The 25,465-nt window shown below is 55.3% G+C and carries 17 protein-coding genes; 16 read left to right on the top strand and 1 reads right to left on the bottom strand.

The features are described from left to right. Nucleotides 1–8 precede the first annotated feature (8 nt). The 16 genes from ACFO3S_RS20490 (at nucleotide 9) to ACFO3S_RS20415 (ending at nucleotide 24,519) form a co-directional block, all read left to right on the top strand. Nucleotides 9–167, top strand: coding sequence for a hypothetical protein (locus tag ACFO3S_RS20490; protein WP_378099893.1), 159 nt, complete (start codon nucleotides 9–11; stop codon nucleotides 165–167). Between the two features lie 374 nt (nucleotides 168–541). Next, nucleotides 542–1,534, top strand: coding sequence for a LacI family DNA-binding transcriptional regulator (locus tag ACFO3S_RS20485; RefSeq protein ID WP_378099891.1), 993 nt, complete (start codon nucleotides 542–544; stop codon nucleotides 1,532–1,534). Between the two features lie 50 nt (nucleotides 1,535–1,584). Continuing rightward, nucleotides 1,585–3,012: an ABC transporter substrate-binding protein gene (locus ACFO3S_RS20480; RefSeq protein ID WP_378099889.1), complete on the top strand. Its 1,428-nt coding sequence runs from the start codon at nucleotides 1,585–1,587 to the stop codon at nucleotides 3,010–3,012. Between the two features lie 31 nt (nucleotides 3,013–3,043). Continuing rightward, nucleotides 3,044–5,989, top strand: coding sequence for an extracellular solute-binding protein (locus ACFO3S_RS20475; protein ID WP_378099887.1), 2,946 nt, complete (start codon nucleotides 3,044–3,046; stop codon nucleotides 5,987–5,989). Then, complete coding sequence (locus tag ACFO3S_RS20470) at nucleotides 5,979–6,884, top strand: carbohydrate ABC transporter permease (protein ID WP_378099885.1); 906 nt, start codon at nucleotides 5,979–5,981, stop codon at nucleotides 6,882–6,884. The genes ACFO3S_RS20475 and ACFO3S_RS20470 overlap by 11 nt, the downstream gene beginning before the upstream one ends. A 12-nt stretch (nucleotides 6,885–6,896) precedes the next feature. Then, nucleotides 6,897–7,769, top strand: a complete 873-nt coding sequence (locus tag ACFO3S_RS20465) for a carbohydrate ABC transporter permease (protein ID WP_378099883.1) — start codon at nucleotides 6,897–6,899, stop codon at nucleotides 7,767–7,769. An 11-nt stretch (nucleotides 7,770–7,780) separates the two neighbouring features. Then, a complete protein-coding gene (locus ACFO3S_RS20460; protein WP_378099881.1) occupies nucleotides 7,781–9,805 on the top strand; it encodes a YIP1 family protein in 2,025 nt (674 codons plus the stop codon). Further along, complete coding sequence (locus tag ACFO3S_RS20455; protein ID WP_378099879.1) at nucleotides 9,798–11,999, top strand: DUF5696 domain-containing protein; 2,202 nt, start codon at nucleotides 9,798–9,800, stop codon at nucleotides 11,997–11,999. The genes ACFO3S_RS20460 and ACFO3S_RS20455 overlap by 8 nt, the downstream gene beginning before the upstream one ends. Next, nucleotides 11,996–12,853 (top strand): carbohydrate ABC transporter permease, encoded by an 858-nt coding sequence (locus ACFO3S_RS20450; protein ID WP_378099877.1) that lies wholly within the window; start codon nucleotides 11,996–11,998, stop codon nucleotides 12,851–12,853. The genes ACFO3S_RS20455 and ACFO3S_RS20450 overlap by 4 nt, the downstream gene beginning before the upstream one ends. A gap of 13 nt (nucleotides 12,854–12,866) precedes the next feature. After that, entirely contained in the window at nucleotides 12,867–13,808 is a 942-nt protein-coding gene (locus ACFO3S_RS20445) for a carbohydrate ABC transporter permease (RefSeq protein ID WP_378099875.1), read from the top strand. A 14-nt stretch (nucleotides 13,809–13,822) separates the two neighbouring features. Continuing rightward, nucleotides 13,823–15,094: a glucoamylase family protein gene (locus ACFO3S_RS20440; protein ID WP_378099874.1), complete on the top strand. Its 1,272-nt coding sequence runs from the start codon at nucleotides 13,823–13,825 to the stop codon at nucleotides 15,092–15,094. 20 nt (nucleotides 15,095–15,114) lie between these two features. Beyond that, nucleotides 15,115–16,395 carry a hypothetical protein gene (locus ACFO3S_RS20435; RefSeq protein ID WP_378099872.1) on the top strand — a complete coding sequence of 427 codons (1,281 nt, stop codon included), beginning with the start codon at nucleotides 15,115–15,117 and terminating at the stop codon, nucleotides 16,393–16,395. Next, nucleotides 16,392–18,806, top strand: coding sequence for a beta-galactosidase (locus ACFO3S_RS20430; protein WP_378099870.1), 2,415 nt, complete (start codon nucleotides 16,392–16,394; stop codon nucleotides 18,804–18,806). Before ACFO3S_RS20435 ends, ACFO3S_RS20430 begins: the two co-directional genes overlap by 4 nt. Before the next feature lie 14 nt (nucleotides 18,807–18,820). Continuing rightward, a complete protein-coding gene (bglX, locus tag ACFO3S_RS20425) occupies nucleotides 18,821–21,025 on the top strand; it encodes a beta-glucosidase BglX (protein WP_378099868.1) in 2,205 nt (734 codons plus the stop codon). A gap of 1,003 nt (nucleotides 21,026–22,028) precedes the next feature. Beyond that, a complete protein-coding gene (locus tag ACFO3S_RS20420; RefSeq protein WP_378099867.1) occupies nucleotides 22,029–23,216 on the top strand; it encodes a PQQ-dependent sugar dehydrogenase in 1,188 nt (395 codons plus the stop codon). A gap of 4 nt (nucleotides 23,217–23,220) precedes the next feature. Next, a complete protein-coding gene (locus tag ACFO3S_RS20415; protein ID WP_378099865.1) occupies nucleotides 23,221–24,519 on the top strand; it encodes a TcaA 3rd/4th domain-containing protein in 1,299 nt (432 codons plus the stop codon). 12 nt (nucleotides 24,520–24,531) lie between these two features. Here the strand turns inward: ACFO3S_RS20415 and ACFO3S_RS20410 are convergent, their stop codons facing one another. After that, nucleotides 24,532–25,146, bottom strand: coding sequence for a Uma2 family endonuclease (locus tag ACFO3S_RS20410; RefSeq protein ID WP_378099863.1), 615 nt, complete (start codon nucleotides 25,144–25,146; stop codon nucleotides 24,532–24,534). Nucleotides 25,147–25,465 lie beyond the last annotated feature (319 nt).

Below are 25,465 nucleotides of genomic sequence, written 5' to 3'. Positions count from 1 at the left end.
GAGACGGGATGAAGGTTGGCGACCACGTCGTCTACGTGCAGGACGGCACGAAGGGAGTCATCGTCGAAGTTCACGGCAATCTGTATCATGTGATTTGGGAAGACCACTTCAGCAGCTGGGAGCTGGGCGAGCGGTTGCGGCGCGTGGAGCGCACATCGCAGTCATAGTGAATAGAAAGAGGCAAAGAGACTAACCCCAACATTGGAACATTCGGAATAAACCAAGGAGCTAAGCGTCTGTTCGCGCTTAACTTCTTGGTTTTTTGTGGTGGTTCAGAAAGGAGCAAATTCGCTATCCTTGTCTGAAATAGCGAATCGTTTCACTATTTAGGTTGATTTTTCTCAATAGACGGTTATCTTTTCGGGACTCACTGAATTATCCTTTATACTATAGCAGATTATCTGACATTAATCATACAAAGGAGAACGATGACAACGATTACAAAAGAGGCTTGACGACCTTATATTTCCTGCATTATGATAGCTATAGGTGAAACGTTTCGATTGATCTATCGACGATTGACAAAGAAGGAGTAACAGGAATGGCAACGATTAAGGATGTAGCTAAAGCGGCGGGCGTTTCCTTGTCGACTGCATCATACGCGATTAATGGCAACCGCAAAATTAGCGAGGCGACAAGAGCGAAGGTTCTGGAGGCTGCCAAGCAATTAAATTTTCAGAAGAACGGATGGGCAACCGATCTGAAGCGAAGCAGCACGAAGACGATTGCGCTGATCGTAAGCGACATGTCCGGTCCGTATTATTCGGAGCTGATTAGAGGCGTGCAGGAGATTGCCTTCGAGAATGGTTACGACCTCATCGCCTGCAGCTCTTTCGGAGGGAACGAATCGACCGCGATCAAGTTCCTGAAGGAGAAGCGCGTGGACGGCGTCATCGTCTCGGCTCACAATCTTCAGGACGAACCGATACTGGAATCCGCCCGCAAAGGCTTTCCGATTGTCGTACTTGACCGGCATCTCAAGAGCGACCATATCTACAATGTTCTCGTCGATAACGAGCAAGGCGGGTATATGGCGACGGAGCTGCTCATCAAGAACGGCTGCAAACGAATCGCCTACATTAGCAATTCGAGCAGTTCCTACGATCATAAGCTTCGTTACAAAGGGTACATGCAAGCTTTGAATGATTACGGGTACAAAAGCGCCTCGAATTTGAACGTAAACGGAAAATTCACAATCGATGACGGATATCGGGCGACGAAATTGTTAATTGCCCAGCGAAATCTTCCGGACGCGATCTTCTATGCGAACGATGAGATGGCGGTAGGGGGGATGCAAGCTTTTAAAGAATCCGGAATTCGGGTTCCCGAAGAGATTTCGGTTATCGGCTTTGACGATATATTGCTTGCCGAATATATGAACCCGCCGTTAACGACGATTCGGCAGCCCAAGTACGAGGTCGGTTCTCTTGCCGCCCACTTGATTTTACAGCTGCTGGACGGCAAGAGCATTGACCATGAATATATGCTGCCGACGGAATTGGTTGTGCGAAAATCGTGCTTGCTTAGAGAATAAGGCAAATCCGGGATTACGATCATGAACATAATCAAAGGAGAGGGATCTGTATGAAGAAAAGAACGGTTGTCGTCGCTTTGGTTTTTGCGTTGTTCGTTTCCTTGTTTAGCGCTTGTTCGTCGGACGACAGCAACGGCGGCAGCAGCGCAAGCCCGGCGACCGGAACTCAGAGCCAGACGCCGTCACCGGGAGAAAAAACAGCCGAGCCGGGCGAGAAGGTCGTCATCAAGTATGCCAACTGGAACCTGGGCACCGAGGCGGACAATAATATCGAAAGACAAATGATTGCCGCCTTCGAAGAAGCGTACCCGCACATCGACATCCAGTTGGATGAATCGTTCGACTATTCGAAATACGGCGACTCCTTGGCGGCCGCCGCAGCCGCGGGCAACTTGCCGGACGTCATGATGCTGCCGAACATCCCGTTCGGCTTGTCCAACGAATGGCTGTTGAATATCGATAGCTATACTGCGGATGATGCGGAATGGGCCAGCTTGCCGAAGGTGCTGGAGCAAGCCGCTCATTACGGCAACGGAACGTACGCGATTCCTGCCGGTATGTTCTTCATGGGCTATTTCATCAATCAGGACCTGTTCGAGCAGGCCAACTTGCCCGAGCTTGACTTCTCCCCGACTTGGGACGATTTTATGAATGCGGTAAAGACGCTGAACAACGCTCAGGAAAACATTCTTGGCTTGTCTGAAGCGATCCAAATTCCGGATTGGTACGCGGCTTCCGTTAATCCGCGGTTGGGCTGGTATACGTGGGACGGTCAGCAGTACAACCTGAACGATCCGGCCTATATCGACGGCGTGAACAAAGCGAAGCAAATGCTGCAGGGAAAATACACTTTCGATAGCTTGACGGAAGAAGAAAAAGCCAAGTACAACGCCGGCTGGCACGGCGAGGTCTGGAATCAAGGGAAAGTCGCCGTTCGTTGGGAGGGCACATGGGCGACCAGAGAATTCGGCAGCCTGAGCTTCGAATCCAAGTTTATCGGCACGCCTGGCGGCAGATTCGCGCTCGTCGGCGATTTCATGGGCATCGCCCAGAGCAGCGCGCACCCTGCCGAGGCTTATCAGTTCGCCAAGTTTATGACTTTTGGCCAAGACGGCATTTTGAAGCGGATGGAGCTTAACACGGACGGTTCGTACACTTCCTTGCCGCTGACGACGGACCCCGGCATCCTGGAGCAATATTTTGCGACCAACAATTACGAAGGCTTGAGGGAAGCGTTCGACAACATCGACCAAGCGATCGTCGAAGGCGTCAAAATCGTTCCGGGCTATGTGCGGTCCAGATGGGAAGCGCCGACCGGCGTCAAAGCCGGCGACAAAGACAACGCGAACCTTGGAGATCTTATCCACCATAGCGTGCATGGCCAAACCAAGATTGAAGACTATGCGGAACAAATCAACAAGCTGGCTAACGAAGAGTACAAGGCAGCGGCCGCTGCGATCTCTGCGATGGCGGAATAACGACTAACCGGCGCCAGGGGAGGTAGAATCCATGTTAAGGCGTAAGGGAGCCAAGCTCTTCATCGGCGCGGTTCTGACCGTTCTCATTGCAGTCTCAGGCATCTATGGGTTCACTCTCGGAGGCAAGGACGATGCCGCTTCCAATATCGTCTATAACCGCCACTCTGCCTCGCTGGATCAAATGGAGAGCGAAGGAGCGAATCCAGCCGGGGGGAGATCCTACAGGGTCTCCCCCTCCCATATGCTGTCCGACTTGCCGATTGTTGCCGCAAAGGAGGCTTACGGCTACGAGGACGGCGCGATTCACTTAAGGAAAGGCGATAGCTTCGAAGCTGCATTCGACGTTGCAGAGGAAGGGGAGTATACCCTTTCGTTCGATTATTTTGTCTTGGCCGAAGGCTTGCAGGCTACGGAGATTAGCATTCAGGTGAACGGCGAATACCCGAGCCCGGAAGCTCGCCGATTCGTCCTGCCGCCGCTTTGGATAAGCGGAACGGACGACTTTCCGAAAGACCGCTACGGCAACGAAGTGATGCCGACGCAATTGCGGGCGGACGAATGGCAAACGATTCAACTGGCGGATTCGACCCGGATGAACCCGGAGCCGATGACGATCAAGCTGAATAAAGGGATAAACAGGATCAAAGTCGCATTGGTGAACGGGGAAATGTTAAGCGGCAGCCTGACGGCGGCATCGCCAACCCGCTGGCCTTCGTATGCGCAATATTCCGCACGGCATGCAGACAGGGCGGAAGCTGAAGCGGTCCTCATGATTAAGGAAGCGGAGAAGCCCGATTTCAAAAACGATACGACGATCAATCCGCTGCCCAGCAGGGATTTGGGAGTCAATCCTTACGAAACAAACCTGCTGCTTCTCAATACGCTCGGCGGCAAGACGTGGGATCAATCGGGGCAAACGGTGTATTACGAGATCGAAGCGGAGCGGGACGGTCTCTATCAAATCGGCGTCAAATACAAGCAGGACGACAAGCCAAATTCCCGGGTATTCCGAACTTTTACGATAGACGGGCAAGTTCCGTTTGCGGAAGCGAAAAATTACCCCTTCGACTATACCGCCTCTTGGAAAACCGAAGTGCTGCAGGGCGAGCAAGGTCCTTATCGGTTCTATTTAAGCAAAGGAAAGCACCGAATCGGCATCATGGCGGATGCGAGCCCGTATTACGACGTCATGCAGACGCTGCTGAATTCGATTCGTCAAGCGAATGACTTGGCGCTGGAAATCCGCAAATTAGCGGGCAACGACGCCGATCAGAATCGCGATTGGGAAATCACGGAATACGTTCCGACGCTTCGAGAGGATTTGCTGGGAATCGCGCAGGCGCTAAGCGAGGAGTACGAGCGCGCGTTGGCCCTGAACGGGGGGCGGGGCAGCTCCAAGGGCTTGACCGCCATGAAGATGGCCGTGGGCAGCTTGGAGAAGCTGGCCGCCGAGCCGAACTTGATCCCCCGCAGGCTGAATGAGCTGAACGGCGGATCGGGCTCCGTCACGCAAAATCTGTCGAATGCGATTCTGGATTTCGAAATGCAGCCGTTAACGATCGATCAATTGTACGTTTCCAATCCGAACGCAACGTTGCCGGAGCACCGGGCGTCCTGGTTCGGTTCCGTATACGAAGGAACCAAGCAGTTCTTTCATACGTTCTGGAAGCCGCGCAATCCGGCAAGCCATGAAGGGCCGACCTTGAGCGTATGGATGAATCGCCCTCGAAACTATATGGAGCTGCTTCAGCGGATGGTCGACGAACAATTTACGCCGCAGACGGGCATCGAGATTCAGTTCTCGACGCTGCCTAACGAGCAGCGCCTTACGCTGGCAGCCGCATCGGGCATCGCTCCGGACTTGGCGCTGGGCATCAGCAACGGAATCCCTTTCGATCTGGGCTTTCGCGGCGCGGCGCTGGATTTAAGGCAATTCGAAGACTTCGGAGAAGTTATCGAACCGATCTCCCCTGGGGCGATTGTGCCTCTCGTCGTCAACGATCAAGTATTCGGACTGCCTGAGACGCAAGATTTTTATGTGCTGTTCTATCGGGAAGACATGCTGGAATCGCTGAATATTCCGGTGCCGGATACATGGAGCGACGTGATCGAGATCATGCCGGAGCTTCAGAGATACGGGATGAATTTCTATACGCCGATTGCCGGCGCAACGGGGACCAAGCCGTTCATGGCCACCGCGCCTTTCATCTATCAAGCGGGCGGGGATATGTTCGGGCGGGATGCGTTCGAGACGGGGCTCGACAGCAAGGAATCGCTCGAAGGCATCGAGCTGATGACGAATTTGTTCCGGTTATATGGCTTACAGATGCAGGTTCCCGTATTTTACGAGCACTTTCGTACCGGCAAAATGCCTCTGGGCATCGGCAACTTTGCGACTTATATCCAGATGCAGGTCGCAGCCCCGGAGCTGAAAGGCGCATGGAAAATCGCTCCCGCGCCCGGGATCGAACGCGACGGAGAAGTCGTTCGCTGGGAGCCGGGCTCCGCGCAAGTATCGATGATCTTCAACGATACCGAGCATCCCGACGAGGCGTGGCAATTTTTGAAATGGTGGCTCTCGACGGAGACGCAAGCGACTTTCGCGAACCAGCTGCAGACGCTGTACGGCAAGGAATACTTGTGGAATACCGCCAACCATGAAGCCTTCAAGCAGCAATTTTGGCCGGAAGAAGACAAGCAAGTCATTCTCGAGCAATGGGAGTGGCTGAGAGAGGTGCCGAAGACGCCGAGCTCCTATATGATCGAACGCGAACTGAGCAATATTTGGACCAAGGTCGTATTCGACGGCGAAAATATCCGCTCCACGGTAGAGGAAGCCGTCAACGAGATCAACAAGGAAACGATAAGGAAGATGGAAGAGTTCGGTTACATGAGGCAGGGCGAAGTTGTCGCTCCGTATCGCGTCACAACAATCGAGGATGTAGAAAGCTGGGTGAAAGGAAGAGATGGGAACTAAGTTAAAGGAATGGATGAGAAAGGAAGGGTCTGCGTACCTCTTCCTCGCTCCTTATCTCGCGCTCTTCTTTACTTTTATCGTCGTTCCCGTAGCCGTAGCGATCGGGCTCTCCTTTACGAGCTTTAATGCCATTCAGCTCCCGAAGTTTACGGGACTGAAAAATTATACCGACTTGTTTATGAGCGACAGCGTCTTTATGCAGTACGTGCTGCCCAATACGCTGAAATTCTCGTTGCTGGTCGGGCCGATCGCGTATCTTCTTTCTTTCCTGCTCGCCTGGATTTTGGCGCAAATTCAGAAGGGACCGAGAACAATTCTTGCCCTGCTGATCTATTCGCCGTCCCTTACGGCAGGGGTTGCGATGACCGTCGTTTGGAAGACGCTCTTCAGCGGCGATCCGACGGGCTATATGAACAGCTTGCTGCTGCGCAACGGCTTCATCACGCAGCCGATTCAATGGCTTCAGTCGCCGGACTATTTGCTGCCGATCATGATGGTCGTCACGATCTGGAGCAGCATGGGCATCGGATTTCTGGCCATGCTCGCCGGGGTGCTCAACATCAACTCGGAAATGTACGAAGCGGGCTATATCGACGGAATCAAGAACCGCTTTCAGGAAATTATCCATATTACGATTCCGTCCATGAAGCCGCAGATGCTATTCGGCGCCGTCATGGCCGTCGTTTCGACTTTTCAAGCGGGGATCATCGGAGTGGAGCTGTCGGGCACGAACCCGACGCCGTCTTATGCCGGCCAGCTGATCGTCAACCATATCGAGGATTACGGCTTTATCCGCTATGAGATGGGCTATGCTTCGGCGATTTCGGTTGTGCTTCTGGGCATGATTTGGATTTGCTCGAAATTCGTATGGAAACTGTTCGCCGAGAAAGAGTAGGAGGGAACGCGTATGGCTTCATTTCAAGGCACGAAGATGAATCCGAGCCGATTTCACATCAGCCAGTTGAAGTTCTACCTGATTCTGGCGCCCCTCTCGTTGTTTATGATTTTGCCGATCATTTTTATATTTTCCCATGCCGTCAAACCGATGGAGGAGCTGTTTGCTTTTCCACCGAGATTTTTCGCCCAAGAACCGACACTGGACAACTTTCGTTTCCTGCTGTCTACCTTTACGGTGTCCGGCATTCCGGTCAGCCGTTATATTTTCAACGGAGTCGTCATTACCCTTGCGACGGTGGTGGCGACGATTCTGGTCAGCGCGGCTGCTGGCTACGCCTTTTCGAAGAAAAAGTTTAAGCTGAAGAACTTGCTGTTTTCGATCAATACGCTTGCGCTCATGTTCGTGCCGGTCGCCGTCTCCATTCCGAGATACTTTCTCGTGGTCGAGCTGGGATTGATCGACAGCTTCTGGGTGAACATACTTCCGCTCTTGGCGATGCCGGTCGGCCTCTTCCTGTTGAAGCAGTTTATCGATCAAATCCCGAACGAGCTGATCGAGGCCGCGCAGATGGACGGGGCCGGCGACTGGACGGTCTTCCGGAAAATTGTCATTCCGATGACGATGCCGGCGATCGCCACGATCGCGATTTTGTCGTTCCAGCTTAGCTGGAACAGCACGGAGCCCGCCACGCTGTACGTCAATGACGAAAACCTGAAAAACTTCGCTTATTATATGTCGACCTTTACGGCCAACAATAACGAAGTCGCAGGTCAAGGGATTTCGGCGGCAGCCGCGCTGATTATGTTTATCCCGAACCTGCTGATCTTTATCTTTATGCAAAGCCGGGTGATGAACACGATGGCTCATTCCGGGCTGAAATAAGGGTGATGCAGATGACAAAGAGGGCGATTGGCAAATGGCTGTTGCTTGTCTTATTGGGCGGCTGTCTTCTCGTGCAAAACGCGGCGGAAGCGATGGCGAACTCACCCTACGCGACATTGACGCAGGGGCCGGGCGGAATGCTGGTCGGGACGCAGAATGCCTATGAACCGGACGGATTGATCCGCATTGACGTGAATCAACCGGCAGATATCTTCTATGACGAACCGACCGGATTGCTGTACATTGCCGATGCGGGGAATGCGAGGATTGCGGAGTACGACGGCCAGAATCCTCCGAAGTGGATCGGAGAAGGAGTATTGTCGAATCCGTCCGGCGTTTATGTCGCTCCCGACCAGCTTATCTACGTCGCGGATTACGGGCTCAAGCAAATTGTCGTATTTGACCGGCAAGGAACGCTCGTCAAGCAATTGGGCCGTCCGGAAGAGCCGATCTACGGGAAAAAGAACGATTTTGCGCCGAGAAAGGTCGCGGTAGACAAACGCGGCAACCTCTACGTCATTAGCGAAGGTTCGATTAACGGCGTCGTGCAGTTGAACAAGGACGGGGGATTTCTAGGCTACGTTGGCGCGAATGAAACGAACCTGTCGTTCAAGATGCTCCTCCAACGGCTCATTTTTACGGAAGATCAGAGGGGACAGCTGTTCCGATCGACGCCGCCGTCCCCGACCAGCCTCGTGCTGGATCAGCAAGGGCTTCTCTACACCGTGACGAATGGGATTAGAGACATCAAGAAGATGAATATCGTTGGCGATAACATTTTGTCTACCCAATCGTGGACCAGCCGCACGTTGATCGATATCGACGTCGATGCGGGCGGCAACATCTTCGCCTTGGACGCCGAGGGGATCATCGCCGTCTACGACAGCTTCGGCAATCTGTTGTTTCTGTTCGGCGGATCGGACGACTTGTACGAACGCGCGGGACTTCTGAAAAACGCCTCGGCGATCGATGTGGTCGATTCCGGTCAGACGATCTTCGTAGCGGATCGGGAGCGCAATGTGATCAACCGCTATCGGATTACTCCGTTCGCGGCCAAGGTGTTCGAAGGGGTCGATCACTATAAGCAAGGCTTATACGTACAGAGCGAGGGAATCTGGCAAGAGATCCTCAAGATGAACAGCTTCTTTATTCTATCGTATCAATCTCTGGCTCAATCTTATTTTAAGCAGAACAGGAACGGCGAAGCGCTGGAAAGCTTCAAGATGGCGGAGGACAAGAGCGGCTATTCCGACGCGTTCTGGAAAATCCGCAACGATTGGCTTCAGCGCAATATGAATGTTGTCGTGTATGTCGTCCTAGCCTGCTTCGCGTTGGGTTATGCGCTCCGGCGGCTTCATCGGCGGTTCCGTTTATTGCAGCCGTTCGTACGCCTCGGACGCGCGATCGCGCGAATTCCGCTGATGCGGGAGCTTGGCTTCCTGTTTCATTTCCTCAAGCACCCGATCGACGCCGTTCAGGAGCTGAAGGACAACAAACGGGCGACCGTGCGCTCGGCAACGATTCTCTATGCGTGGCTGCTGCTGCTCCAAGTGATCCTGGTGTATGCCAAGGGGTATTTGTTTGCGAGCGGAGATCCCGACCAAATGGAATGGCTGCCGATTGTATTGACCGCGGCTGTGCCGCTCTTGTTCTGGGTCGTCATGAACTACATGGTGAGCACGATCAGCGATGGCGAAGGACGATTGTCCGAAGTGTACATCGGTACGATTTACGCGCTATCGCCTTACCTCGTTTTTGCGCTTCCGATCGCGCTGGTCAGCAACGTGCTGACGTTTAACGAGAAATTCGTTTACGATTATGCGATGCTCTTCGTTCAAGGCTGGTCGATTCTTCTCGTGTGCATCATGGTGAAGGAGCTTCACGATTACACGTTCGGGCAAACCGTGCGAAATTTGTTTTTGACGATTTTCGCCATCGTGCTGGCCGCACTGGTGCTGTTTCTGCTCGTGCTGCTGTTTAATCAGGAAGTTGAATTTGTTCAAACGATCGTTCAGGAGTTGAGAAACCGTGCTTAACAAAGCGAAACGCATCGCCGCATTGTCGTTCTCGTTGCTGTTGTTGGCTGGTTTGCTCGCTATAGCGGCATGGGCGGAACAAAGAGCGCCCGACACGGATGTCCCTGAAGCGAGCGGGAACGCAGCCGCGAATCTCCTCTCTTCCTATGAGAAAGCGGCGGAGAATGACCGCTTGGCGCTATACGTCAACAGGGCAACGCTGGGCATCAAAGTCGAGAACAAAGAGAACGGGTATGTCTGGGACGGCACGCTGGACGAGAAGGATGACCAGCTGAATCAAACGTGGCAAGCGTTTTTCGAATCCGGACTGACTGTGGAATACAGGGATGCCAAGCACAAAGTCAGAATGGCTCCCGTCACCGGAGAGCAGGCCCGAATTGCGTTCGAGAACGCAGCGGACGGCTTCTCGGCGGCTGTACGGTATGAGAAGCTCGGAATCTCGCTCCGGCTGGACGTCAAGCTGACGGAGGATGCGGTGGAATTCATCGTTCCGCACGCTTCCATCGAGGAGACCGACGAGGGCCATTCGCTGCAATCCCTCTACTTGTATCCTTACTTCGGCGGGACGAAGGGCGTTCAGAAGGAGAAAGGCTATATGCTTATCCCTGACGGCTCTGGCGCGCTGATCAGCTTGAGCGAGCGGACGATCGCCACTCAGCCGTATATCGGAAGAGTGTACGGCGACGATCTCGGGATCAAGGGCGGCCTTCAGTTCAGGGATACGCTGGCGAACGATCCGGAGCAAATCTACGTGCCGGCGTTCGGCATCGCCCATCAAGAAGGCAAAAATGCGTTTGTCTCCTGGATAACGGGCGGAGCGCCTTATGCAGAAATACGAGCGTACCCGAGCGGCGTGACCACAGCTTATCACTGGACGACCGCCAAATGGATTTACAGGCAAGAATACTTCCAGCCTTTGGACAAGAAAGGCAAAGGCATGACCCTGAATCAAAAAGAGAGAAATTCTTTCGACGCCTCGCTTAAAGTGATGCTTCTTGCCGGGCCGCAGGCGGATTATTCGGGAATGGCCGTCCGGCTGCAGAGCGAGCTGGTTGAGCGGGGAGAGCTGCCGGCTCGAAAACCGGAAGACGCGCAATCGCTTCCGCTCCGCATCGAGTTTCTGGCGGCGGATCGTCAGAAGAAAATGATCGGGCGCGAAGTGATTCCGATGGCCACGCTGCAAGAGATGGAGCATATGCTGGACGACCTGCGGGGGAATGGAGCGGATCGCATGGCGGTCGTCGTCCGCGGCTACACGGAGGGCGGCGCGACCGGTTCGTCGCCGACGCACCTTCCTTATGAAAAGAAGGTCGGCAACGCCGGCGATTGGCGCGCATTCGTGCAGAAATACGAGGACCTGGGCATTCCCGTTTATTTCTATACCGACTACGTAACGGTCGATCGGGCGGCCGGCGGATACGGGAAGGCCGACGTTGCCCAATCGATCGCCAAGCAGCTTATCTCGATCTACGATGATTCGTATGTGCTGCAGCCGGCAGCTTCCCGGAAGCTGTTCGAGCATGAAGTTTCCGCATTCAAGAGCAACGGAAAGGCGAATCTCGCGATCGATTCGATCGGCCGCAGCTTGTTTTCCGCCTATGAGAAGTCCGCATCGACGCGCAGCCAATCGATCGATACGTATCGATCGATGCTGGCTCATGACGAAGTCGACAGCGTCGCGCTCTACAGGCCCAACCAATATTTATGGAAGTACGCCGACCGAATTCTGGATTTGCCGACGACCTCCTCCAGCTTCTTGCTGGAGACGGAACAGGTGCCGTTCTTGCAGCTTGTGCTGAAAGGACATGTCGATTATTACGCGCAAGCGGCCAATTTCAACTCGAACCCGCAAGAGGCGCTGCTGAACATGATCGATTACGGCAGCTACCCTTCCTACATCGTAACCGATGAAGATCCGATCAAGCTGCAGGATACGGGCTCTTCCTGGATTTATACGTCGCAATATGCCATCTGGAAGGATCAAATCGTGAACGATTACCAGACGATCGCGGATGCGCTGCGGCCGGTGGCGAACGCCGCATTCGAGAAACGCGAGGAAGTGCAGGAAGGCGTATTCCGGAACCGTTACTCGAACGGCGCAGTCATCTATATCAATTACAACGCGAGCGAAGTTACTGTGGATGGGAACCGGGTTGCGGCGCAAGCGTTCTTCGTTCAAGGAGGCCGGTCATGAAATTGAGCTATCGGCTTAGAGAGGCGCTTGTCGGCTTATCGTTCATTTGGATTTGGATCGTCGGCTTCTTGATCTTCACTTGCTATCCTTTGATTCGCACCCTTCTGTTCAGCTTTAGCGATGTGAAGATTACGGCCGATGGCATTAAGACGACTTTTATCGGTTGGGAGAATTACCGGAACGCGCTGTTCATGGACGTTCAGTTCGGCGATCAGGTCGTCAGCTACGCGCTCGAAACGATCGCGATGGTGCCGATCATCGTCGTATTCGCCTTAATCGTAGCGCTTCTGCTGAACATGAAGTTTCGCGGCAAGGGCATCTTCCGAACGATTTACTTTCTGCCGGTCATTATTACGAGCGGCCCCGTCATTAAACAGTTGATGGATCAAGGCGCCACGACGCTGCCGGGGATTCAGGACATCATAGAGATGAGCCGGCTTCATGAAACGCTGCCGACGCTGCTGGCGGACCTGATTACGTTTCTTCTGTCGTCGTTCATTACGATTTTATGGTTTTCGGGCGTGCAAATGCTGATCTTCCTGGCAGGCTTGCAGAAGCTGGACGCTTCGATGTACGAAGCGGCGAGCATCGACGGCGCTTCCCGGTGGGAAGCGTTCTGGAAGCTGACGCTGCCGGCGCTGAACCCGATGATTCTCGTCAATATCGTCTATACCGTCATTATGCAGTCGATATTTTCATTGAATCCGATCATTATTCTCATTCAAAGCGCGATGTACGATCCGAAGTACGGGATGGGCTATTCCGCAGCCTTGGCGTGGATTTATTTCCTGGTCATGCTGGCGCTCTTGGCGATCCTCGTGCTGGCAACCAGACAGCGGGCAACCAATCGATAGGAAGTGAGAGAGCATGAAAAGGTTCGTCAATCGCACCGCGATCGATAAGTCGAAACGGCTGCTGTGGGGATTTAACGGCGAAGGCATCGTCATCAAGCTCATCGTGTATTTCTTGCTGACTCTGATCGGTTTCGTCTACTTGTACCCGCTGTTTTACATGATCACCTACAGCTTTATGAATACGGAGGATTTGATTAACCCGTTAATCACGTACATTCCGTCCGGATTTTATAGAGACAACTTTGCCAGAGCGGCCGAGGTCATGGATTTCCTGAATACGCTAGGGCAGAACGTTCTTGCTTCGTTCCTCCCCGCGCTCGTCCAGACCTTGTCTGCTGCGGTCATCGGATACGGGTTCGCTCGCTTTCGCATTCCGGGGAAACCGGTCTTGTTTGCGCTCGTGCTGGCGACCTTTATTATTCCGCCGCAAATTACGATGATTCCGCAGTTCTTGATGTTTAAGGACCTTGGGTTGATCGGCAGCATTTTCTCTTATCTCATTCCGGCGGCATTCGGCCAAGGACTCAAGAGCGGCCTGTTCATCCTGATCTTCTTCCAGTTTTTCAGGACGATTCCGAAGGCGCTGGAGGAAGCGGCGCAGATCGACGGGGCCGGCGCTTATCGCATTTTCGCGGTCATCTGCGTGCCGATGGCCGTGCCTGCTTTCATCATCTCCTTCCTGTTCTCGATGGTGTGGTACTGGAACGAGACGCTGCTCGCGGCCCTTTACTTGGGAGATCGACTGACGACGCTTCCGCTTGAACTGCAAAACTTCGCCGTCACGTACCAGAAGCTGTTCCCGGTCGATCCGAACGCGCAGACGGGGCGAAGCCTGAATGAAGCGATCAATATGGCCGGCACCTTGTTGAATATTATCCCTTTGTTAATCGTTTATTTCTTTACGCAGCGTTGGTTCGTGGAAAGCGTGGAACGCTCCGGCATCACCGGGGAGTAGGGAGGAGCCGTGCTTTGAGAAGCAATAGACGGTTGGTCAGCGTAGTGTTGTCGGTGCTGCTGCTAACGGCGGCGGGTTGCTCGGAGAAGCGTCCGGATGAGTTGGATTTGGAGGCCAAAGCCTCCTTCGATTATTTGTGGGAGCAATCGAACCATATGGAGGGCTCTGCGGGATACGGCCTTACCCGCGACCGATACCCCGGCAACCCGACGATCGCCAGTACGGCGGCTACCGGATTCGCCCTTACGGCGATTCCGATCGGCGTCGAGAACGGCTGGATCAGCCGCGAAGAAGGCTACGAGAGAGCCGACCGAACGCTGGATACGCTTCTTCGCATGGATCATGAGCGCGGTTTTTTCTATCATTTCGTCCATATCGATACCGGCAAAAGAGAGTGGGACAGCGAGATCTCCAGCATCGACACGGGTTTGCTGTTGGGCGGGGTATTGACGGTCGGACAATACTTCGGCGGAGACGTCCGAGAGAAGAGTGAGCAGTTATTCGAGCGTGTCGATTGGCCATGGTTCGTCGATCGGGAGCGGAATCAATTTTATATGGCGTACTACCCGGAGAAGGGGTTTGAAGGGCATTGGGATTTCTATGCGGAGCAGCTGCTGCTCTACGTATTGGCGGCCGGTTCTCCGACGTATCCGATCGACGTTTACGACGGATTCGCGCGTCGTCAGGCAGCCTACAAGGATTCCGAGCCGTTCATCCATTCCTGGTTCGGTTCCTTGTTCACCTACCAGTTCTCCCATGCCTGGATCGACTTCCGCGATTGGATCGACCGGGACGGGATCGACTGGTTCCGCAACTCGGTCATCGCTTCCGAAGCGAGCCGGCAGTTCGCCATCGATCAGAGCGCGGTATTTAAAGGGGTCGGGGAACGCTCATGGGGCTTTACCGCATCGGATTCGCCGACAGGCTACAACGGCTTGTTCGGTTCGCCGCCTTCCGGCTATGACGACAAAGCGCATCGGATAGACGGCACCGTCCCGCCGGCAGGGGCGCTGGGCTCGATCGTGTTTACGCCGGAGCCATCTTTGGAGGCGCTGAAATATTACGTTACCGTTCCCGATCTGAGCGGCGAATATGGTCTCAAGGACGCGTTTAATCTGGACGCCGATTGGGTCGGTCCCGACTATATCGGCATCGACAAAGGCATTACCTTGCTGATGGCAAGCAATTATCGGGACGAGTCCGTCTGGAACCTCTTTATGGATGTGCCCTATGTGAAGAAGGGGCTGAAGGTTCTGCAATTTAAAGAAAATAACTATATTGAATAGCGAATGGAGAGGGAAGCCGCATGAAGATTATAACGACGAATGTATACGACCAGCTCGCGGAGAAGGTGAAAGCATTTGTAGACCGCCAGCACGAGGACGCCTACCGGTTGATCGACGCATGCCGCCATCCGCGCACCGGCTTGTACGGCGACGCTTATTTCAGCTTCGGGGCCAACCCGGAGTCTCGCTGCTCGGTGGCGGCAACCGGTGTCGGTCTGATCGGGCTGTGCGTCGCGGATTACGAAGGGTGGGACGAGCAAGCGGCCGAGAAGGCGAAGCTGACGCTGAATGCCGCTCTCGGCCATGTTGAGGGCTGTCGCCCGGCGAGGGACGCTGCGACGGGGTTCTTCGCGCACTTCATCGATATGGAGACGGGCGAGAATCTGGGCTCCGAAATTTCCACGATCGATACGTCTTTATTGGTCGCCGGAGCTTTGTTCGCGGGGCGGCATTTCAAGGAAACGGCGCCGGAGATCGACGCGATGGCGCATGAACTGCTGAACCAGATGGATTGGAGCGTCATCATCGCCGACAAGATTACAGGCGCGATTAACATGATCGTCAAGGACGGCCAAGGCGTCGCGCCGCTGCCCGCCTATAACGAATATGTGCTGGCCGCCCATCTGGCCAAGCTCGCCCGGCCGGAGCATCCGGACATTCGCGAGCTGTGGGACAATACGTTTGCGGAAGGCAAAATCGAGCAGCTGCCGCAAAAAAAATACTTGGAAATCCCGGTTCTGACGGATACGAATACGTCCGGCACGGAGCTGGCGTTTCTGTCCTCGTTCGTGCATCAGTTCCCTTATTATTTGGTGCCGGAGTATGCCAAGAGCGAAATCTACAACCGGTACTACGCGAACGCTTGCAAGGCCGACCGGTTGAAATGGAAGGAGCTTGACGACGTCCCTTCTTACGTATGGGGATACGGAGCAGGCGCCAACGACGGTCTTTACAACACCTACCATGCCGACAAAATCAACGATTCGCCGGGCAACGTCGCATCCGCCTATATCGTGGCCGGGTTTCTGCCCGTATACCCTGCGGGCATTCACGATCTGTACGCGATGTATCGATTGCACATTCCTTACGATGCGTACGCGAATCCGCAGGACCCGGAGGAGGAAGCGAAATATCGCGCAGCTTATCGATACGGCTTGCATCGTTACTCCTGGTGGCACCTGGAAGGAAAGGGCCGCTGGTATCCCGGGAAGGTGACCGTCATCGATTGGAGCTCCATGCTGTACGGCATGACGGCGTTCAAACGCGGAATGTCCTTTTTTACGGAGCGGTTGGAACGATGATCGAAATCAAAGAGAAGCAGATTCTGATCGACGGCAAGCCGCAGATTCTCCTGTGCGGAGAAATTCATTATTTCCGGCTCAAGCCGGAGGATTGGCAGGACCGAATCGATAAGCTGAAGGAGGCGGGCTGCAATGCGGCGGCCAGCTATGTGCCGTGGCTCTGCCATGAGCCCGAGGAAGGCGAATTCGATTTCGACGGCCGCACGCGCCCGGAGCTGAATCTCGTTCGCTTTATCGATCTATGCCGCGATAACGGCTTGTACTTCTTCGTCAGGCCCGGCCCGTTCATTATGGCGGAGATGAAGAACGAGGGTCTGCCGTACTGGGTGTATACAACATATCCGGATATCGTTCCGGCAGGCTGGGACGGTAGTCCGGCGCCGACCAAAACCGTCGATTACCTTGCGCCCGGATTTCTGGAGGCCAGCAGAAATTGGTACCGCGCCGTCATGGGAGTTGTTGCGCCGCGGCTCTATACTAACGGGGGCAACATTATCGCGGTTCAATTGGACAACGAGATCGGCATGCTCTCTTGGGTTAGCAACTGTCCGGACCTTACGGACCATGTGCTGGGCGATTTTGCCGCTTGGCTGAAGGAACGATATTCCGAGGAACGGCTGTCGGCCCGTTATCCGTTCTCGCTGGACGACGCCGAGGCGCGCAAGATCGGCATTCGCTCTCCGCAAGAAGCGTACGCGCCGGAGCTCGCGAACGATCTGGGCTATTATATGCGCAACCGGTTTGCCCGCTACGTTGCCATTCTGCGGTCATATGCCGAGGAGTTCGGCGTGAAGGACGTGCCTTTCGTCGTGAACATTCACGGAACGAGCGGCGGCCGCGGCTTCACGTATCCGATCGGGATCAGCCAGCTCTATGAATCGTATACGCAAGCGCCCGGATATTTGTCGGGCTCCGATATTTATTTCGGAGACTTGACGATGGAGACGTTCCAGGATCTGTATATCATCAACGGCTTTATGGAAGCCGTGCACACGCCGGATCAGCCGTTGACCTCCGTCGAATTCAACTGCGGCGACGGCAACTTCGGCGAAACCTACGGAGGGCGCACCGATCCTTCGGCCGCCGATTTCAAAGCCCGGATGTGCGTCGCGCAAGGCAATCGGCTGCTTAATTATTATTTGCTGGCCGGCGGTTATAATTATCGGCTGGAGACGCCGGTGGGGGACGGGAACGACCGGATCGCGTTTACCGGCGAACGGCACGGCTTTGCGGCGCCGATCAGCCCGGAGGGCGAACTCAATTATACGTTCCCGAGAATGGCGCGCGTGAACAGGACGATTATGGCCGCGGCGGATAAGCTCGCGCGTATGAACGAGGAGCGCGACGACGTCAGCTTCGCGTTCATTCCGGATTATTATATGACCGAATATCAATATCCGGGCAGCGAAAGGGTGAAGGCGATCTATCGGAATATCGAGCGGAACCGGGCTTACGGCGCATGGGAGATTATGGGCCGCGCCATGCTGCTCGCCGGTTATCGGTTCGGCTCGGCCGATATTCAGAATAAGCCGCTCGATCCTTTAGTCACGCCGGTGCTCGCCTTGCCGTCCGCGCGTTATATGCACGGATCGATCCAACAGAAGCTGGCCGACTACTTGCATGCGGGAGGCAGGCTGCTCGTATACGGCGAACTGCCCGGCTTCGACATGGAAGGAAAGCCGTGTACGATTCTGACGGACGCGTTGGGCGTGAAGCCGCTCGGATGGCTTCGGGATTCCGAACGCTACCGCCTGTCGATCGTGGCCGAAGGCTGGGCAGCGCCGCGCCCGGAAGTTCGCGCGCACGCCGCCCAGACGTTCGACTGCGGCCAACAGAAGCCGATCATGCGCGTGTACGGCAGCGGAGAGGCGACCGCATTCGATGCGAAGGTCGGGGAAGGCCGCGCGATCGTATTCGGCCACTCGTACCGGTGCGATATCGATTTGTTCAGAACGGCGCTGGAAGGGCTCGGAGCGAAGGCGAGACTCACGCATGATTGCAAATCCCATGGCATCTTTATGACCTCGACGGCTACGAAGGAAGGAGAGCGATTCATCCATCTGTTGAATTTGGACGGTTTTGATAAAGACTTACGCGTCATGGACGGAGGCAAAGCCTTGTTCGACGGACGCAAGCTTCTGCTACAAAGCAAGGACGGGGTTATGCTGCCGCTTAACGTGATCATCGGCGATGTGAAGATTGTGTATTCGACGGCGGAAATCGCTAAAGTCGACAACGGCCGGATCGAATTTCGGCTGACGCAGCCCGAGGATGTGATCGTGCTCGAGACGGATCGCGAAGTGATTCCGAGCGACAGCTTCACGGCCGAGAAGAAAGGCGGCACAATGACGATCGTGTCGCGCCAGCACGCCAAAGTCAACGATCGCTTTACGCTACAATTCGCACCCTAGGAGGGAATGTCACCATGTACCGCACAGAATCATCCATCCCGACAAAAGTGAACGAGCTTTTGTCCCGAATGACGCTTTCCGAAAAAATCGGTCAAATGTTCCAAACCGACCCGGGTACGGTTCTGAGATCCTTCAACTCGAAGCTGGAGGTTTCGACCCCGGTAACCGGACCGGTATCCGAGCGCACGCTCAGCAAGGAGCTGATTGCGAACGTAGGCTCCATCCTGAGCTCGACCGACGCGGAAACGGCCTACCAGCTGCAGAAGCAGTTCCTTGAGCATAACCGGCTGCAAATCCCTTTGCTGTTCATGTTCGACATTATTCACGGCTTCCGCACCGTATTTCCGATGCCGCTTGGCTTAGCGTCCAGCTGGGAGCCGGAGCTCGTCGAAGCGGCTTCGCGAGTCGCCGCCGCGGAGGGCGCGGCCTCGGGGATTAACGTGACGTTCGCGCCGATGGCCGATCTCGTCCGCGATCCGAGATGGGGAAGAGTCATGGAAAGTCCGGGTGAAGACCCATATTTGAACGGGCTGATGGCTGCCGCTACCGTAAGAGGCTTCCAAGGGGACGACTTGCGCGCGCTCGACACGGTGGCCGCCTGCGTGAAGCACTTTGCGGCCTACGGCGCGGCAGAGGGCGGACGGGATTACAATACGGTCGATCTATCGGAAGCCGCTCTGCGGAATTATCATTTGCCCGCTTACAAAGCGGCGATCGACGCGGGCGCCGAGATGGTCATGACGTCCTTCAACGTCTACGACGGAATTCCGGCCACTACGAACCCCTTCCTGCTGCGGAAGGTTCTGAGAGAAGAGTGGGAATTCGAGGGCGTGGTCATTTCCGACTATACCTCGCTATGGGAAACGATTTTCCATATGAGCGCGAAAGACGGCGAAGACGCAGCCAGACAAGGAGTCGAAGCCGGTCTCGATATCGAAATGATTTCGACGGAATATATGAGCCACCTCGAGCGATTGGTAGAGCAGGGCGCAGTGGATGAGGCGTTGATCGATGAAGCGGTCAGCCGCATCCTGACGTTGAAGTTCAAGCTCGGCCTGTTCGACGATCCATTCCGCTACATCAATATCGAGCGCGAAAAGCAGGCGCATCTAAAGCCGGAATATCGACGGCTCGCGAGAGAGGCCGCGCAGAAGTCGATGGTATTGTTAAAGAACGACGGCGTGCTGCCGCTGAAGAAGAGCGTCCGGTCGATTGCGGTCGTCGGACCGTTCGCCGACAACGGCCGTATATTGGGAGCATGGAGCGGCCTGGGAAGACCGGAGGAAGCGGTAACCGTCAAGCAAGGACTTCTGAATAAGCTGGGAAAAGAAGCGGACGTTAAGGCGGCGGCCGGCTGCGACTATTCTTCGGAGGACGTATCGGGCTTTGCGGCCGCGCTGGAGGCGGCCGCCTCGGCGGAGGTCGTTATTCTCGCCCTGGGCGAAGAGGACCATATGAGCGGGGAGGCGGGAAGCCGCGCGTACTTGAATTTGCCGGGCGTGCAGCAGAAGCTGGCGGAGGAAGTGCTGAAGCTGGGCAAGCCAACCGTTCTCGTTCTGTTTAATGGACGCCCGTTGGAGCTGAAATGGTACAACGAGCGCGTTCCCGCGATTCTGGAAGCCTGGTTCCCCGGAACCGAAGGAGGAAACGCGGTGGCCGACTTGCTGTTCGGGGACGCGAATCCTTCGGCGAAGCTGACGATGAGCTTCCCGTATACCGTCGGGCAAGTGCCAGTGTATTACAACTGTCTGAACACCGGCCGGCCGAAAGGGCAGGAGGACAACGATTTCCGCTTCCTCTCCAAATATCTCGACGTGCCGAACGCCCCGTTCTACCCGTTCGGTTACGGGCTAAGCTACACCGAATTTGCGTATTCGGACGCCGGTTTGGCCGGCGATACGCTCGCGCCCGGCGGCTCGGTGAAGGCGACGGTCGCCGTATCGAATACCGGCGGCTATTCCGGAGAGGAAATCGTTCAGATGTATGTGCGCGATTTGTGGGGCAGCGCATCTAGGCCGCTGCTTGAGCTGAAGGGCTTCAAAAAAATTCGTCTGGCACCTGGCGAGACCGCTTCCGTCGAATTTGAAATCAAGCCTGAAATGCTCGCGTATTTCACGGCCAATAAGCGTTATGAAGCGGAGCCTGGCGACTTCAAAGTATTCGTCGGCAAGAACGCTAGAGATTTGATCGAATGCGGCGTGTTTGCCTACAGCGGATAAGGGGGGCTGCCCAATGTTGTCAGGATAAGCCGTTGTCGTATACGATCGACGGCATACGGTCGATGGTATGCGACCGATAGTATGCGATCGAAGGCGCGCAACCTGCCGGCAACGTCTAACGGTTGCAGTGGCGCTTAATCGATCGTTTTCCCGAAAAAGGAAAAGCTAACGGTTGCCACCGCGCTTATTTTGGGGTTATCGAGCGAATCGGCACGTTTTCAGGTGAAATAGCGGCGACTGCAACCGTTACAATCTCCATGTTGCGAAAATGGCACAATTAGCGGCGCTGGCAACCGTTACGTTAGTGGGCTGGCGGGGGCTCGCGGGTTGGCGTGTGTTGGCCTGGACTGGCGGGGGTTAGCGGAGTGCGTAGTTTGGTCCGGACTGGCGGGGGTTGGCGTGGTGGTTGGCGCGAGCTGGCATAGGTTGGCGTGGATTGGCACGAGTTGGCCTTGTTCGCGATGACCGTCGGGGCTCTCCGCCGACAACTGGGACGATTCCTGCAAGGCCGCTTGTTGACCGTTTGCTTAACCTGACAACGTGGGGGGGCTGCCGGCTCCGCGTGGATAAGCGCGCAATCGGAAGCTGGCAAGCTAAAGACGACTCGTCTTCGTCATCGAAGACGGGTCGTCTTTTATTAAAGATCATAGAAAGTATAAGCTTCGGCGTGGAAGAGGTTTCGCTTTTCTTCTACGACTGACCCATTAACACGCATGAGAACACAACCAATGGAATGGTCTTCGCAAGGCGAATGAGTGAGCATTCGGGGGACAACCCCTTAAGGATCTGGCGGATCGAGCTGGGCAGCGCTTAGCGGATGTTGCTGGAAATGACGGTTCTGACGCATTCACCGACTTAAGAACGGGCAGTTGGCCTGTTATTTTTGACGCGCAGGCGGCAGATCATCTGTAAGGATAAGGGCGAGAAAACCTCGGCGGTCGGTCTCTCGTCTTTTTTATGCTATTATCTAAAATAAGAACAAAAGCTGGAAGGAGAGGAGCTTATGAAATGGACAGGCAGTATGCTGGCTGCGCTGCTGGCGACGTCCGTGTTGATCGGCTGCCGGGCGCCGGCAGGCGAAGAGCCGTCTGTCAAGGAGCCGCCCGCCGCTGTCGAGACGGGCGAAACGGAAGGCATTCGGCTTGAACCGGCCTTCGGGAACGAGACGTTCGACAAGCCCGTAGGGCTGGAGCGTCGAGAGGGTTACCCGGAAGCCGTGTACATCATCGAGCAGCCGGGGAGAATCGTCGGCAAAAGCCCGCAAAGCCCGGACCGGCCGGCCGACGTCGTGCTGGACATTCGGGACCGCGTATTCGACAAGGGCGGGGAGCAGGGACTGTTGGGGCTGGCCTTCGATCCTCAGCGTCCGAACGACGCCTACGTCAATTACACGACAGAGACGCATACGGTCATCGCGCGCTATACCGCGTATCCGAACGACCCGGAGAGGCTGGATCCGGACAGCGAACAGGTGCTGCTGACGTTCGAGCAGCCCTACTCCAATCATAACGGGGGACAGCTTGCATTCGGGCCGGACGGCTATCTGTATATCGCGACCGGCGACGGGGGCAGCGGCGGCGATCCGCAAAACCACGGCCAAAATCTCGACAGTCTGCTTGGGAAAATATTGCGGATAGACGTGAGAGAAGAGGCGGAAGGAAGAAAGTATGCGATCCCGGAGGACAATCCGTTTCTGGAGGGTGGACGTCCGGAAATCTATGCTTACGGACTTCGCAATCCTTGGCGGTTCAGCTTCGACGAAGAGACCGGCAAGCTGTGGGCGGCGGACGTCGGCCAGAACCGCTTCGAGGAGATCAACCTCATCGAGCGCGGCGGCAACTACGGCTGGCGCCTGATGGAGGGAGAGGAGTGCTTCAATCCCAAGAGCGGCTGCGAGAAGGAAGAGCTGATAGAACCGCTGCTGGCATACGGCCGCGATGACGGGGTGTCGGTAACGGGAGGCTACGTATACAGAGGGGACGAGCTCGAGGATTTGAAGGGCTGGTATGTCTACGCCGATTACGGCATGGGCACGATATGGGCGCTGCGGGAGCGGGCAGACGGCACTGCGGAGCATCGGACGCTGCTGCAATCCGAAGAAAACGTTACCTCGTTCGGCCTGGATTCAGCGGGTGAGCTCTATCTCTGCACGGGTGACGGCAAGGTGCTCAGAATGACGGAGATTAGGTGAGCGAATGACATCCAAGAACAAGAAAATCACGATAGGAGCTGCGGCATTCGTCGTGCTGGCGGCCGTCGGACTCTATTTTCTGGGCGGCTATTTGGCGGACGGACAGAGACTGATCGAGCGCTTCGAGAGCTCGGTCGAGAAAAGGCAGCCGGACAAGCTGCTGAAGCTGCTCGCCGCGTCCGAAGACGGGCGGGAAGTCGACCGCGCCTCGGCGGAAGGGATCGTCGAATTCCTCCGGACGGACGAAGAGGCGCTTCGCGCCGTGCTTTCGAGGTTGAAGACGGAAATCTCGCAGTTGGAGGACGGCGCAGCGCAATCGTTCGCGAGCGACGGAGGGTCTGCGTTCGTCTACGCGCACAAGAAGGAGAAGAAGCGGTGGCTCTTCTACGACGACTACGAGCTGAAGCTTCGGAGTTACAAGGTTCCGGTGAACACGAATTTCGGCGGGGCGCGAATTCTTCTGAACGGAGAGGACGCGGGAATCGCCGGGGTCGACGGCTCCCGGCTCGAGTTGGGGCCGCTGCTTCCGGGAGAGTATACGGTGAAGGCGATATATGCGGGCAAGTATACGACCCTGGAAAATGAGGTGAGAGCCAAGCTGTTCCCGCTCGGGGGCTCCGTCCAGCCGGTGGAGGTGCCGTTGAAGGGGGAGTACGTCGACATCTTCGCGAACAACAGCTTCGCCCGTATCATTATAAACGGGGAAGACATCGGACTGACGGTCGACGGCGGGCAGCGGATCGGACCGATCGCCGTCGACGGCTCGAACACGATTCGCCTTGAGGTCGATTACCCCTGGGGGACGACGCAAAGCGAAGAGAGACCGATAGACGGCACGAAGCAGGAGTTCGAGCTTTCCGTTCTGACGAGCGAGGCGAAGGAGCAAATTCTCGATGCCGCGCATGCGTTCGTCGCCAGCTGGTACGAGGCTTTCCGGGAACGCGACGCGCAGCGGCTCCGAAGCGTTCATCCGGATCGCCGGGCCGATCTCGCCGGTCATTTCGCCGATATGGTCGCCGGGGATGAGCACTATACCGGAGAGCTGCGGAGTGCGACCTTCGACCGGGACAGCCTCCGGATCGACCAACTGGGCGCGTCGGAATACACGGTGTCCGTTCTTGCCCGGGTCGAATACGAGGAGGCGTATTACTACGGGGCGTTCGATCTGAGGCCGGAGCCGGTCGCTGGCGCGCATACGACGATTTACCGGCTGCAGTACGAGAACGGCGGATGGCTGGTATCCGATTGGTCGGATGCGGGCTCCGAGGCGCTTTCTTCGAATGTGCAAATCTATGATCGATAAGTTCGGCTTTCCTTACTCGTACTTATCCAAAACCGAGAAGAGCTTGCCCGGTTGAACGGCCATGCAAGGGAATCTTTCGGACAGCACCGCGCCTGCGGAGCTGTAAGTTCGCTCCAGCGCATAAGCTCCGTCGCGAAGCGAGAATTGGTCGATCATCCGGTGGTGGATGTCGACGATCCAATATTCGGGAACGCCGAAGCGCTCGTAGAGAGCCTTTTTCCGAACTTTGTCATGCTCTCCTGTGCTTGGAGACAAAATTTCGATCAGCAGATCGGGAACTCCCTCGATTCTCGTTTTGAGAATCGAGGCGTTTTCGTTTGACACGTAAGTCAGGTCCGGTTGAACGATATTGTTCTCGTCGAAGTGCACGTCCATTGGGGCGACGACGACCGTCCCTGTTGAATGGCAGGTTCTTTGCAGTTCATGCCAAATCTGGGTGACGAGAAGCTGATGCTTCAGCGTCGGGGAAGGCGAGCAATCGTATCGGATTCCGTCGATGATTTCGTATCGTTCTTCGATGAAATGGAGCTCAGTGCCCGGAGGATAAATCGAGTCGGCTTCGTAAGAATGGCTTTCGGGATATTCTTTGACGAGATGACGTTTGGTTTTTTCCTTCTTCTCGCTCATATCGCGATCGCTCCAATCATTCACAGGATTAAATAAATTATACTTTATTTTTAAGACCTGGATCATAAACATTCGGAATTTTTAATGGGACATATGTCCTTTTGCTTCGTGACTCAGAAAGGATAAAATTAGCTATCCTTATCTGAATCGATTCTGCGTCTAGAGGATGCCGAAGGCGTTTTTGCTTGGTGATTCAGCGTACTATGTCAAGAAATTTTTTCTGAAATTTGAGCAACTCAAACACACCTAACCACTTACTTTTTCAAAAAGTTAGCAACCGACAGAGGAGCGATGCTTGGAACCGGCCTTTCTTGGACTT

It is taken from the genome of Cohnella hongkongensis (assembly GCF_042654645.1).
GTDB classification, from domain to species: Bacteria; Bacillota; Bacilli; order Paenibacillales; family Paenibacillaceae; genus Cohnella; species Cohnella hongkongensis.
Note: the sequence above shows the minus strand (reverse complement) of the source record. Positions and strands in the feature narration are given on the sequence as shown.